The sequence below is a fragment of the Gelatiniphilus marinus genome (assembly GCF_042684345.1).
GTDB lineage: Bacteria > Bacteroidota > Bacteroidia > Flavobacteriales > Flavobacteriaceae > Gelatiniphilus > Gelatiniphilus marinus.
On sequence record NZ_JBHULK010000001.1, the window covers coordinates 352581 to 366382 of the forward strand.

The 13802-nt window shown below is 37.6% G+C and carries 5 protein-coding genes; 2 read left to right on the forward strand and 3 right to left on the reverse strand.

Annotated elements, in window-relative coordinates; translation table 11 throughout:
* Nucleotides 1-82 precede the first annotated feature (82 nt).
* Together ACFSQS_RS01570 and hisS are read left to right on the forward strand one after the other, a co-directional pair.
* On the forward strand, nucleotides 83-550 hold the full coding sequence (locus tag ACFSQS_RS01570) for a DUF6495 family protein (protein WP_388013032.1): 468 nt from the start codon (nucleotides 83-85) through the stop codon (nucleotides 548-550).
* Nucleotides 551-860: 310 nt separating this feature from the next.
* Nucleotides 861-2231 (forward strand): histidine--tRNA ligase, encoded by a 1371-nt coding sequence (hisS, locus tag ACFSQS_RS01575; RefSeq protein ID WP_388013035.1) that lies wholly within the window; start codon nucleotides 861-863, stop codon nucleotides 2229-2231.
* 180 nt (nucleotides 2232-2411) lie between these two features.
* Here the strand turns inward: hisS and ACFSQS_RS01580 are convergent, their stop codons facing one another.
* The 3 genes from ACFSQS_RS01580 to ACFSQS_RS01590 all read right to left on the reverse strand — a co-directional run.
* On the reverse strand, nucleotides 2412-7397 hold the full coding sequence (locus tag ACFSQS_RS01580) for a LamG-like jellyroll fold domain-containing protein (RefSeq protein ID WP_388013038.1): 4986 nt from the start codon (nucleotides 7395-7397) through the stop codon (nucleotides 2412-2414).
* 205 nt (nucleotides 7398-7602) lie between these two features.
* Nucleotides 7603-12924 carry a choice-of-anchor D domain-containing protein gene (locus ACFSQS_RS01585; RefSeq protein ID WP_388013041.1) on the reverse strand — a complete coding sequence of 1774 codons (5322 nt, stop codon included), beginning with the start codon at nucleotides 12922-12924 and terminating at the stop codon, nucleotides 7603-7605.
* Between the two features lie 245 nt (nucleotides 12925-13169).
* Nucleotides 13170-13802, reverse strand: a 633-nt coding sequence (locus ACFSQS_RS01590) for a T9SS type A sorting domain-containing protein (protein ID WP_388013044.1), incomplete at its 5' end; no start/stop codon positions are given.

Below are 13802 nucleotides of genomic sequence, written 5' to 3' on the forward strand. Positions count from 1 at the left end.
TTTTTTGTTTAAACCTGCATGTCCCAAAGCCTGGAAATTAAAAACCTAAAAGCTCTGGGAAATATAAAATTAAGCTTAGATAATGAAATACAGCAGACTTACAAAAGAACAATTTGAAGAATTGCACCAAGAATTTATTAATTTCTTGGCAACACAATCGATAACGGCAAACGAGTGGGCAAATTTAAAAGAAAACAAACCAGAACTCGCCGAAATGGAATTGGACGTGTTTAGCGATTTAATATGGGAAGGTGCTTTAAACAAAGCCGAATATTTAGAGCATATCTCGCCACAGCACATGTATTTGTTCCGGTTGGGCGAATTTAAAATGCATGCCATTGTTGTTAATTTAAAAAACGATGTTGATATAACCACCCAAGCGGGATACAATTGGTTGCGCGAAAATTTAATGGACGAAAATGTTGAGTTTTTGCAAGCCGATAAAGACTATACAGAAGATAAAAACCTTGATAAATTTAAAATGATTGAACAAGGCGCCGTTATTACCAAAGGCGATTTGTATAAGTATTTTGATAAGCTTATAAATTAACCGTCATTACGAGGACGAAGGACGCGGTAATCTTTCAATTGTGTGGGTTGTTTTGAGGAGGTAAGAGGTAGCAATTTGTATGTTGTTTAGTTTGCTTTTTCAAATTCAGCTTCAATTTATGGGATTACCATACTTCGACTGCGCTCTGTACAGGCTAATTTTTTATAAAAAAGCGCGCAATAACAATTGCATTAATTATTTTTGTTTAGACAATGTTTTAATCGTTGTTTTGTCATTCCGCACTTGATGCGGAATCCACATAAAAAGTGTTTAGTAATTTTAAAGAAATATCCGTTTTTACGGGCTTATTATGGCTAAAAAACCAAGCATTCCAAAAGGCACAAGAGATTTTAATCCAGAGCAAGTTGCCAAACGAAATTATATTTTTAATACCATCCGCGGTGCTTTTGAAACCTACGGATTTCAACCTATTGAAACCCCAAGTTTTGAAAACTCTGAAACCTTAATGGGAAAATATGGTGATGAAGGGGATCGATTGATATTTAAGATTTTGAATTCTGGGGATTTTTTATCGAAAGCCAACGAGCAAGCCTATTCGCAGAAAGATTCTAATAAAATTACTACATCAATCTCCGAAAAAGCCCTACGCTACGATTTAACCGTCCCCTTCGCACGCTATGTGGTACAACACCAAAACGACATAGAATTCCCATTTAAACGCTACCAAATACAACCCGTTTGGCGTGCCGACAGACCACAAAAAGGACGTTTCAGAGAGTTTTACCAATGCGATGCCGATGTGGTTGGCAGTAAAAGCCTGTGGCAAGAAGTAGAGTTTATTCAACTATACGATACGGTGTTTTCAGCTTTAAAACTGGAAGGCGTTACCATTAAAATAAACAACCGTAAAATACTTTCTGGAATTGCTGAAGTTATAGGCGCAAGCGATAAGTTAATCGATTTTACGGTAGCACTCGATAAACTCGATAAAATAGGAGAAGAGAAGGTAAAAGAAGAAATGCTCTCTAAAGGAATTTTAGAAGAAGGGATTTTAAAATTACAGCCTTTGTTTAATTTGTCTGGAACTTTTGAGTCGCAAATTGATGGTTTAAAAAGTATTTTAAATACATCAGAAGCCGGAAAAAAAGGTATTGAAGAATTAACCTTCATCAATAATGCGATTGCTGAATTGGGATTATCATCAGCAAAATTACAACTGGACGTTACCTTGGCACGTGGATTGAATTATTACACAGGTGCCATTTTTGAAGTTTCAGCACCCGAAAAAGTTAAAATGGGTTCTATTGGCGGTGGCGGACGTTACGACGATTTAACCAGTATTTTTGGAATGCCAAACATGAGTGGTGTTGGTATTAGTTTTGGTTTGGACCGTATTTATTTAGTGCTTGAAGAATTGGGTCTGTTTCCCAAAACGGTTAATAAAAATGTTGAAGTGTTGTTTATTAATTTTGGGGAAAAAGAAGCTCTCTTTAGTTTAAAAGCCATTAAGCAATTGCGCTTAAAAGGTGTTAATGCCGAATTGTATCCTGATGCTGCCAAAATGAAAAAACAAATGAACCATGCCAACAAGCGCGCCATCCCGTTTGTGGTATTGGTAGGCGAGCAGGAAATAAGCTCGAATACCTACACCTTAAAAAATATGGGTTCTGGTGAACAAAATAAAGTATCGCTTCAAGAATTAATCGGTTATATAAAATAAACCTGTTATTGTCTTGTACGGCAGAACGATGGTCATAAAAATTTTGCGTTTTAACAAAGTACTGCACAAAACACTAATCAATGCAACAAAAAAAAAGTCCTGAAGGTTGGTTCAGGACTTTAAGCATAGTTAAGTTAACAAAGTAGATTTGGGTAAAACTATTAAAACTAATTCAACTCACTATTTTATCAATACTTTTTTGGACAGTTTTCCGTATTCGGTTTCAATTTTCAAAATATAGGTACCAGTTTTAATTTGCGAGGTTTTATATTTTAAATAATCGTTGTTAGAGTTTATTTGGAATTTGAATAAAGATTGCCCTAAAATGTTAATCATTTCAACAGATTCAATAAGTTGTGATTCAGGGTTGTGCACAACAACATGCTTGTCCTCATTTGAGAAATACACTTCAATAGGGTTTTTGTGAGATTGGTTGGTATCTAGTGTTTGAGATGCTTTAGAGAAAGTTAACTCAAATCGGTTTAAATATTCGCCAACTGCTAGGTGCACATTGTATTTGCCTGCTTTTAAATCGTGATATAGGTTTAACTCTTTATCATGTAAATAAATTTCTGTTTGGCCATCCATATTTTCAAGTTTGTCGATCTTAATGGTAGCCAAACCTTCCTGGTTAATTTTTATGCCCAATGGCAACACTTGGTTTTCATGAAAATTGTTTACACCTTGAATAACAAAGTTTTTGTTGTTAATTCTCCAAAACAGGTCTTCAACATTTTCGTCTATTAAAAGAGCATCGTAACCAATGTCTATTGCGTTGGAAGCATTTTTATCTGCACCAACAAGAAGATGGCGGTGGTAGCCTTTTGGAGAATGTAGAATCAGCCTTATTTTTGGCCTATTGTCCAGATTGGTTGAAACGGTACTCGATTTACCTTTGGCGTTTTTTCCTTTCATAAACAAAGAAGGGTCTGAAGCTTCGGTTTTAAATATGCGCTGGCTGTTTTTAAATGTAATCGTACCACCGGTATTGGCTTTAACAAAGAAGCCTTGGCCAACAGGAATGTACTGTTGCGGTGTTTTGGTGCCTTCTAGTCCTGAAGCGTTTATCCTTATATCGTTTGAAGTGGCTACGATGCCTCCCATTAAGTTGTAGGTTGCATACCCACCTTGGTATTCGCGCAATACATGGGTGTTTCCTGCAAAATGATCCCAAAAGTATAGTGCTCCATCAATAATATTAGATGCTGCTCTACCGTTATTATCGCTAATATTGTCTAAAATAAATTCGCGCGCATCAATGGCAGAGGCATAGGGGTTGCCAATTAGGTATTCGTTTCCTGCCGATAGGTTTAGTGTAATTTCGCCGTTATTTGGTTTTCCGGTAAAGACATAGTTTTGTTCTTGGGTAAAAGCTGTTGCACTGTTTTCTACGCCTTTCATGGTGTAGCCCTCGCCCGCAAATATAGTTCCGGTATGTTTAGCATGTTGCCACGATGCATAATCTTCGTTTAGCTTGTTGGCAAATTTCCAGATCCAATAACTTGCTATACCAATGGCTGTAGTACCGGGCGTACCGGGTGAGCCATTGTATCCAGACACAAAATTAATAGGTAGCGGATTATCTGGAACAGTTCCGTCTCTTAAAACATCAGAGAGCGAATAGCTATTGTTATTACTGCTTGTATTGCTTAGGCCAACAGGCGAAGACCAGTAATTATAGGTAAATAAATCTTTGGTGCCTTGTTGGTCGCGCTCTAGTGTACCAGAACTGTTAACATCTAAGTCGCTATCTGCGCTTTGCACAAGTTGCGATTCGCCTTGCAGATCTATAACCCCGTTTAATTTTAAGTACCAAGAGTTTGTTATGCCAGAGTCGTTATTTACTTCTAGTTTGCTATTGTTGTCTAAAATTAATCCAACCATTTCGTGGTTACTATTGGTTTTAATGTTGCCTTTAATATTTACTATTGCAGCTTTGGTATGTGAGCCCGTAATGCCCCAGATATTACCATGAACCCAATTGTTTGCATTGGTCCAATCTCCAGAGCAGGATGTGGTGGTAACAAAAGGTAAAGGTGCTGTTTGCACATCGATTATTTTAGTGTTGAATATTTGGCATCCAGAACCAGAATCTATGCTGGCAGTAGATAAATCGTCTATAACATTGTCTTTATAAACATCCATTTTATAATACCGCACTAAACTGGACCAATCTAATGGCGTGGAAGTGTTTGTTGAAGCATTATAATGATTGATGTTTTTGGGGATTATATCGCCTTTAACTGTACCAGCATTATTCGATATTTCTTGGTGCACCATTTTTTGAAGCTCATTTTCTGAAAGTGCTTTGTTGAACAAACGCACCTCGTCTATAAAACCTTTAAAAAAGTATTGGTTTGCACCTGGGCGTTTGCCAATTGTAAAAGGCGTAGCAGTGGTATTTAAGTTGCCAGATTTTGTTGTACTTGCTACTTCTTCGCCATTAACATAAAGTTTTAGTAGCCCGTTAGAGCTGCTATAAGTTGCTGCGACATGTACCCATTGGTTTGTTGGGAGCGCAGTACCACTGTTAAGGTTTGTACCGCTGGCTTCAACAAAAAGCCTATGGTCTGGGTATAGCCTTAAGTAAAAATTGCTTTCTCCAACAATAACCCGAATTCCACTTGCCGTTGGGTCGGTTTTTATCCAAGCCATTAAAGAAATTTCGGCCCATTCGCTAATAAGAGAGGTTTCTTGGGCATAATCGTTTCTGCCGTCAAAGTAAAGATGTAGTTTTCTGTCTAGATCTCTTGGAGATCCAAAAATGGTATCGTCGGTATCGAATAGATCTAATATACCATCGCCTTCGGCATCGTTTGTATCATCGATAACACCATCGTTATTGGCATCTAAATGGGCGTATAATGTGTGAGAAATATCGAAAGTAGATCCGTCTGAGGTTGTATCGATATAATCTGGCGCACCATCATTATCTGAATCTTTAACGTAATGGTGCCAACCAGAACCAGTGTTGCCTTGGTTGTTATTGCCAAAAGCTGTTGCAAATGTGCTGCCGTTAAAATAATCGTATAAATCTAAAATACCATCGGTGTAATATTCTATTGTGCCATCAGAATCTATATCGGCTTCTCTAACGGCATCGGTATCTGTGCCGTCTCCAACGCCATCGCCTGTAATATCGCCATCGCCGTTTTGGTGGTTTGGATCGTTTGTATTTGTTGCACCAGATTCGTCAACATCAAAAATGGTATCGTTATCGGAGTCTAAATCCAGGTAATTAGGCGTGCCATCATTATCGGAATCCAATGCTATATGGCCTTCGCTTAAATCGTGCATACCGTTATTGTTGGTATCTACCCAAGTGCTGCTACCTGTTAAAGTGGCGTTGCCTTCGCTGTAGTTTCCTAGTCCAGCTTCAACCACATCTGGGATGCCGTCGTTATCAGAATCCAAATCGAATACATCTGCAACCCCATCGGCATCGGTATCGCATAGGGTTTGCGAAATTACAATATCGTCTATGGCCAGATCGTTTCCGCCGCCTCCAATTTCGTTGTTGATAAAGTACACATAAAATTCGCTTACATTTAGAGTGAGGTTGGCAGTAAATTGATGCCAGCTGTTTGCGGGATCACCATTAATTGATGGAGGAATATCTCCTGTTGAAATAGAGGCTAAAACGTTGTTGCTTGTGTCTCTAAACTCAACCAAGATGTTTGGTCTTAATCTTGTGGCAATTCCGGGAGCTTTAGTGGTGTCTAGGTTTAACACCCAAAAGCTATATGTAATGGGTATATTTGGTAAAGCACCAACAATATTGGCTGTATAAAAAATACCTGGATCGTAAGAGGCGTTAAACATGGCCATTCTGCCGTTGGTGTCTCCTGGTGTGTGGTCTTCGCCAGTGTACCAATAGTTGTCTGCCCATGCAGCTACTTCGTTTACCGGGGTTTGGTCTGTGCCATCGCCATTTGCCGCTTTATGATATACTGTATATTCGCCATCGTTTAGATCGTCTCCTCCAAAACACCCTGAGAATCCATCTTCGTAGCAATAGGTGGTAATGGCATCGTAGGTTGTGTTTATCGTTGTTCTGTTACCTGTACCAAAGGTTTCATTTAAGAATTTGTAATTGGTAGTGGTTGCAATTAAGGAGTTTTTACAGGCCAATTCTTCAACCGAGTCTTCTATACCATCATTATCATCATCAATATCCACATCGTCCAGAATACCATCGCCATCGCTATCGAAAAAACTTTGAACCGCTGTTTTGGCCGCTATATTAAACACATACGATGTAGATTTTCTTTGGCTGTTTTTAGAACCATTTTTAAGCAAAGTATTTGATATGTTTACTGTAATTGTTGAGGTTTTTTTACCTCTAGATAAAGCATTGAATGTTATTGTAAATTCAGTTTTTGTTCCAGCTTTTATAAGCATATTTGATGGGGCTTTAACTGTAAAGTCCTTGTGGTTTGAGGAGGTTATGCTGTTTATACTAAGGTTTGTAGATCCTTGGTTTATTATTGTAAATGTTCTTGATATGCTGTTTTTTAATTTAGTTGTGCCAAAGTTAGTGTTGTTTACCGTAGAGGTATCCTGGTTTTCGTTTGGTACTTCTGTATTGTTGCTTTCAATTTTTATACTTGGTTTGGTGGCCTGATTAAATGCTACAATTTTTATGTTATCTAGGTATAATTCATTATTCTTTTTTTTGGCGTCTGCCCTAAATCTTATTTTGGTTTTTTCTTTAAAGGTATATTGTTTGCTGTTTTTTACACCTACCGTTATCTTATTGTAAGTTTTATTGTTTTCAAAATCTTTAGAGTTAACAAATTTAGATAATGGTTTTTTCTTCCAAGATTCGCCACCATTGTTTGAGAATTCGATAAAAAAATCGTGCCCTTCCTCAAAGTCAATAGTTTTAAAATCGAAAACAATGGCAATAGAGTCGAACTTTGTTAAATCGAGGTTGTCTGTGTAGGTAGATGATCTATAGTCCCTATCGTCTGTTAATTTAATAGCATATTTGCCAGAGAGCATTTTTTTGGGGCTACGTTCGCATCGATTGCCGCCATCGTTCCAAATGCCCCATCCAGACTCAAAGTCTTCAGAGTCTAAAACGGTTTGCGATTGTAAATTAAATGAACTACAGATGCTAAGCATTAGCATAGCTAACCAGAATAGGTTGGTATGGTTTCTCATGGGTAGGTTAATTTAGTAGGGGGCTACATTTATAACTATAATAAACTTTATTGCACAAAGATAGTGAATTTCTTTCAAAAACCGATAAAAAACAAATAACATCGTTAAAAGGTTTTTTTTTGGTAAATGCCACCAAGCTTTATTTTAATATTAAATCACCGCCTTTTATTTGAAATAACTAGGTTTGAGGCTCTCTGTTTTACATCTATTTTATTAATATTTTTTTTGATAGTACAGCTTGGTCTGTTTTTGTTTTTACAATGTAAACGCCTGCTGAAATACTTTTTGTTTTATGTTCAATATAGTTGTCTTGTGATTTTACATTAAACTTATAAACGGACTGCCCCAAGATGTTGTAAATGTTTATAGATTCAATAAATTTTAAATCTGGATTATGTACAATGAAGCTTTCTTTTTCGCTTGAAAAATAGACTTCGAGCTTGGTGTTTTCAAAAAGATCTGTTCCTAAGGTTTTTGAAGCATCAAAGCTAATTTCAAAACGATTTGAGTGTTCGCCAGAAGACAAATAAATGTCGTAATTACCTTGTTTTAAATCGTGATAGGTGTTTAATTCCTTATCGTGTAAGTAAATGTTGGTATCTGATGTTATGTTTTCCAGCTCATCTATTTTTATGGTTGCCAATCCGTCTTTATCGGTTTTTATGCCTAACGGTAGTACCTGGTCGTTATTAAAATTATTAACGGCTTGGATGATGAGTTTTGCACTGTTAAACTCCCAGTACATATCTTCTTTGTTTGATTCGTTTAAAAGCGCATCGTACCCTAAATCGAAATTATTTGAAGCATTTGGATCTACACCAACAAGTAATTGGCGGTGGTATCCATCAGGTGAGTGGAACATGAGCCTGATTTTTTGTCTGGAGTCTAAATATTGGGCCTTAGCATTAGAATTGGTTTTTGAGCCATTTTTAATGAATAGCGATGAGGCAGGGTTTTCTTTCATAAAATAACGTTGGCTATTTTTAAATTGAACGTTGCCACCAGTAATGGGTTGAATTAACCCCGTTAATGCGACATCTGCTATTGACGATACAAAGAATCCTTGGCCTACAGGAATATATCGTTGCGGCAACATGGATCCTACCTGCCCCGAAGCATCAATTCTTGCATCGTTAGAAATGGCTAAGGTGCCACCCATTAAGGTATAGGTAGCATATCCGCCTTCGTATTCAGATAATATATGGGTATTGTTTGCAAAATGATCCCAAAAATATAGCGCTCCATTTATAAGGTTGTCTGTATTGCCGGCTTTACCGCCATCGGCAGCACTAATATTGTCTCTAATAAACTCGTCGGCATCCATGGCAGAAGGGTAGGGGTTGCCCATTAAATATTCGTTTCCTGATCCTAAAGGCAAAGTAAAGTCGCCGTTATTTGGTTTACCGCGTAGAACATAGTTTTGTTCTGGAGTTGCAGTACCAGGACCTTTCATGGTAAAACCTTCGCCTGTATTTAAGGTTCCGGTACTTCTAACATGTTGCCATAGCGGATACTCATTTGCTGTTAAGTTGGTGTATTTCCAGATCCAATAATCTGCAATTGCAGGAGATGTGTTACCGTTATAACCAGAGGTTAAAAACGTTACATTGGTAAATACATTTGGCAAGGTATAGCTGTTATTGTTTGATGTGGTGTTACTTGTGCCAACTGGAGAACACCAATAGTTGTATAAATAGGTATTAGAGTTTCCTTGCTGATCGCGTTCAAGTGTGCCAGAACTTGTAAGGTCTAAATCACTGCCATCGGTTTGTATTAGTTGCGATTCGCCCTCTAAATCTATGGTGCCGTCTAGCTTTAGGTAATGGGTTACCGTTAAGCCTATACCATCGTTTGTTGCTGTGTTTCCGTTAACTTGTAAATCACCACTGTTTATTATTAAAGCTTCAAGCGTACAATCTCTTGCTCTTACATCTGTTGCTGATGCGCCTAAATAGATATTGTTGTTAATTTCAACAATATTCCAATCAATAGGCGTGGTGCCATCAACTATTGAAAGTGCGTTAGGTAGTGTTTGTACGCTATTGTTTAACCAAGTGGCATCGTCGTCCCAAGAACCGTCTGTTTGCGATTGGTAAGGGAGTGGTGCAGTTTGTCTGTCAACAGTATCTAAATTTCTTAAAGCTCCCTGATGGTTGTTGCCAGACATATCGTTGGTGTTTGTATATGTATATACAGACATGGGGTAATATGCAGCTAAATCAGTCCAAGGAATTGCACTTATTTCGTTGTTTGTAATGGTGGTTGGTATGATATTGCCTTTAATTAAAGTTGGAGTAGGTACTATTGCTGCATCTATAATTTCTTGATTCATTATATAGCGCAATTGGTTAACAGAAAGCGCTATATCCCAAACGCGTACTTCATCAATATTTCCGGCAAAATAAGCTGTTGTGTTAGGGTCGAACCCATCGGCCGCAGCAATTAGGAATTTTCTTGATGTTGGAATTGGAGCCGCTAAAGATGATGCTGATGTGTCAGCTACTCCATCTATATATAATGTTGCCGTACCACTATTGTAAATTACGGCTACTTGATGCCATTCGTTTTCTGGTATTGCTACAGACGAAGTGATTTCTGGTACGCCACCATTTAGATTAAATTCTAGTTCTCCAGAGCCATTGATTCTTAAATCGTAACCTTCTGTATTTGCTGCGTCTCTTTTTGATACTATTGAGGCGTTTAGTGTACCTGCATCTCTTTTAATCCATGCAGAAATGGTGAATTCAGTAGTGTTTAAATCTAAATTATCTTCTATATCAACATAATCAGCTATTCCATCAAAATATACAGAGCGTTCTCTAATAACTTGCTCTGCATAACCAAATGTTATAAATTTAGTACCATTAAAATTGTAATCTGTTTCTAGATTACCATTCCCATCTGGAGTCATAACTCTATAATCTGCTGTTGGATCAAATACATCTGTATCAGAAATAAACATTAAGAAACTTCCTGGGGGGTTTATGTTTCTTACTGCGTTCTCAGGAATTGAAATTTTACAAGAAGGAATATCGCCTCCGTTTTCAATTACTTTCCAGATGCGTTGCATGCCAGTAAAGGTTACAGGGGTGCTTAATGCTGGTGCTATGCCAGCACTCATGTTAACATTAACAGTTGTGGCAGCTAAGTTTAAATCTGCACCATTATTCCCCCAGATTAAAAACTCTTTATCATTGGCAAAGGTGTTGGTGTTTAGATTGTTGGTGGTGTAAATATCCGATAAGCCAATGGTTAGAATACCTTCAATTGGACCAGTTCCATCTGTAGCATTATTGATGCTACTTGATTGTTTTTGGTTTAGTTCTGATTTGTCATCACGACCAATACCAGCGATGTCATAATTATATCCTGGATTTGCCGATTGATCCCAAATAACTGTACCATCACTATCTACATAATCTTGAGAGGTACCGTTAACGCCCAAAGTAATACCGTACTTTAAAGCTAAGTACGATTGTATTCTGTTGCGCTCTTGGGTGAGGTCTGCATCATCTTTTTTGGCTGAATATGTAATAACTTCGCAAATTCTTCCTTCATAACTTCCTACAAAAGCTTCGCTTCTTCCTAAAAAATATCGGGAATTACTTATGTTGGTAAACTGAGGTAAACCTACTTCTGTATTACCAATATTGTTAGCATTATACAAAAGAATATTTGCTGTTGGTGATGCCGACAAATTATTACTACTATTAATAATTCCAGCATTACTATAACCTGCTGATGCATCTGTATGGGCTATACCATAACCTCTATTTGCTACAGGTGTTGAAGCTGAAGTAGGTGTTGTTCCTATGGCATACGATATAATTTCATTTGTAAACCTAATAGAGTATCGTCCAAAACCTATTCCTGTTCCGTCTCTTTCGTTTGTGCCTGGGTCTCTATCACCACAAAATAAATCCATACTAGCTAATGAAGCATTTGCTGTTACATCTGGGACTACTACGATAAACATATCCTGTGTATAGAACCCAGCGGTGCCTGTTAGGGTATTTCTGCTAGTGTCTGTATAGCCATAATCTTCACCAGCCGTATTGTAGTCATTATCAAAATCTATTACAGGATTAAAGTTAACATTGTAAGTTGGATTGTCTCTGTAAGTGGGTTCCAATCCTGCAGGAGCTGTTGCATCGTTTCCGTTTGCAGTTTGATCTGCCCAAAGGCTAACAGATTGCCCATCAGTATAAGCTAATCCATCATTGCTTTTTAGCCATAGTTGTAAATCTGTATCTACTCCACCAGGAGCTTGTACCAGTACGCCAACACCACGAATGTTAAAAGTATATGGGTTTTCACTACCAGTTGGATCATCATTAGCAATAGAAACCGTAGCGTTTTTAGTGCCTACGGTTGTGGGGTCGAAAGTTATAATAAAATCAGTACTACTACTTGCTGCAATAGGAGTGGACGGAGTAGTTGTTACAGTAAAATCTGCAGCATCAACACCACTAATACTAACTAATGGCCCCCCTGTTAAATTTAAGTTAGTTAGAGTTCCTAAATTATTAATAGTAAAAGTATTTGCATTTGTACTACCAGCTATGTTAACATTTCCAAAATCAGTATCATTTGTAACTGAAGGGATATTAGTTAAAGGTGCATCGTGCGGAATAGGGTTGCCATTTCCAACAATGTCAATTTCTTGAAGTGTTGTTGTTCCGGTTCCTTGTATATTGAAGGAGTAGGGGTTTTCATCACTATCATCGTTATCGATACTAACTGTAGCTGTTCGTAAACCTGTTACAGTTGGGTTAAAAGTGATTGTAAATGTTGTGCTTCCGCTAGCTGAAACAGTTGATGCGGGAGCGGTGGTAACCGTAAAATCTCCAGGATTAGTACCTCCAATAACCACTAAAGGCCCACCTGTTAAATTAAGTGTGCCTGTGCCCGTATTTTGAATGGTAAATGTATTAGCGTTTGAACCTACTGTAACATCATGACTTCCAAAATCGGTATCGTTTGTTGCTGATGGTGTGTTGGTTAACGTGGCATCGTGTAAAATATCGTTACCTGCGCCTTGTATATTTATTTCGGGCAAAGCAACACATGCTGCTCCTCCGTTAGTAACCTGAAAGTATAATGTTTGGGTAACAAGCCCGCTGGAACCATTATCTAAGTCATTTGCTGCTGGTTCAGAATTTTCATCGTAAGCTAAAACTGATACTCCTCCAGAAGTTATATCTAGCCTACCTCCACCGTTCCAGCCATCACCATATAGTTCATATACAATGGCATAATAACCTGTGCCACCGGGTATGTTAAGGTCATCGGCTAAACAACCAAGGTTTAATGCAGTAGAGTAACTACCACTACTTCCATCATATCCATCATCAATTGTAGCTAATAAAGTTCCAGATGGGTTGTAAATTTCTACACGGTTTTCGCCAGACCAATTAGGCCAATTAACACTGGCAATAACTTCGGATGTTTGAGAAAATGTATTTGAGGATAATAGTATGCCTAAAACAAGCAGACAAGATCTTATTAGAAAAGTAATTTTTTTCATGAGAGGTTAAATTTTAGTTTGGGACTAATTATGAGGTTCAAACATATACAAAAACTCCATGAAATGCAAAAATAATCGACAAATTGCATGTATTGTTTTTTAAAACATTGATTTTAAAGGGTTTGTGTATTGTGTTTTTTTTGATAATTTTGCTGTTTTGTGGTAAAATTAAACGTTTGGTAATCAGTAAAATAGCAAAAGGCTGAATTTTGGTTTTCAGCCTTTGTTAAATGAGTTTGGTTAGATTAATATTTAATTAATCTTTTCATTAAACTTGCTCCGTTTTCGCTATTAATAATCTTTAATAAATATGGGGCTTGTTCTAACTTGTTTAAGTTGGAAATGTTTATAGTTCCATTAATGCTAGTAGAATACTGTTTGTCGAATACCAACCTTCCGTTCAAATCGAATATTTTAATTTTAAACTCGTTGTTGTTATAATTAAGCGGTACTTTAATAATAAGATTGTTGTTAAACGGATTTGGTGTTATTAGGACATTGTTAAGGTTAAAATCATCATCAATATCCAAAGCACCATCTGGTGTTGCAGGATTACAATCGTCATCAATACCATTGCCAGATATTTCAGAAACTCCAGGGTTCACATTGAAATCGTTATCGTTACAATCGGTGTTGTTATCACTGTAGCCAATGGGAGCGGTAGAGCTGCACAACATGGCCGTTGTGGTCGATCCGAATCCATCGCCATCGGCATCCACGTAATATTGTTGTGGGGTGTTTACGGTATCGTCGCTGTCGTTACAATCGGTGTTGTTATCACTGTAGCCAATGGGAGCGGTAGAGCTGCATAACATGGCTGTTGTGGTCGATCCGAATCCATCGCCATCGGCATCCACGTAATATTGCTGTGGGGTGTT